General features: G+C 71.2%; 2 protein-coding genes. One reads left to right on the forward strand and one right to left on the reverse strand.

What is annotated here, in order from left to right; translation table 11 throughout:
* Positions 1-313 (reverse strand): cation transporter (locus AC27IQ_RS26350; RefSeq protein ID WP_487091419.1); only part of this gene is annotated, 313 nt, incomplete at its 3' end.
* A gap of 143 nt (positions 314-456) precedes the next feature.
* On the opposite strand from AC27IQ_RS26350, the gene AC27IQ_RS26355 reads away from it, so the two are divergent.
* Positions 457-654 (forward strand): heavy-metal-associated domain-containing protein, encoded by a 198-nt coding sequence (locus tag AC27IQ_RS26355; RefSeq protein ID WP_272566301.1) that lies wholly within the window; start codon positions 457-459, stop codon positions 652-654.
* Positions 655-702: the final 48 nt, after the last annotated feature.

A 702-nucleotide genomic window follows, 5' to 3' on the forward strand; every position in this document is an offset into this window, starting at 1 on the left:
CGCGCGCCTCGGCGTCCTGCGCCTGCGGGGCGCGGGGCTCGTAGCCCGCGTTGCGCACCGCCCGGCGCAGCTGCGCCTCCATCGCCGCACCCGCACCGGCCACACCAGCCACATCGGCAGCACTGGCCGCATAGACCACATGGGCCCGCTCGGTCGCCAGGTTGACCGTGGCCTCCTGCACGCCAGGCACCTTGCGCAGTGCGCGCTCCACTCGGCCCGAGCAGCTCGCGCAGGTCATGCCGCCGATGCCCAGGTCGAGCGTGCCCGGGGCGGAATCGGAGGGGGATGGCGGGGCGGTGGGTGTCGGGTTCATGGGAGGCACCATAAACCTTGACGCGATGGCAAGGTCAAGCGCCCCACGGAAAGCACGGGGCCGCTTGACTCTGCCACCATGTCAGGGTTCATGATGCAGGCACCCTTCTCCCTTTTTCCTCCACCCACTGAACGGAGCACCCCATGCAACACCATCTCCAAGTCACCGGCATGACCTGCGGCCACTGCGAACGCGCCGTCGTCCACGCCGTCCGCCAGGTCGATCCCGACGCCACCGTGCAGGTGGATCTGGCCCAGGGCAAGGTAGTGGTCGAGAGCGACCGGGCGCGCGACGCGCTGGCCGCCGCGATCACCGAAGAGGGCTACACGGTCGCCGCATGAGCGCCACGGCCGCACCGCAGGGCGGGCCGGTGCCCATCGGCACCGCGG

The organism is Acidovorax sp. KPB24-07 (assembly GCF_057543315.1).

Excerpts from the sequence above, each read along its gene's own strand:
- AC27IQ_RS26355 (WP_272566301.1), top strand. The coding sequence starts at position 457 with ATGCAACACCATCTCCAAGTCACCGGCATGACCTGCGGCCACTGCGAA.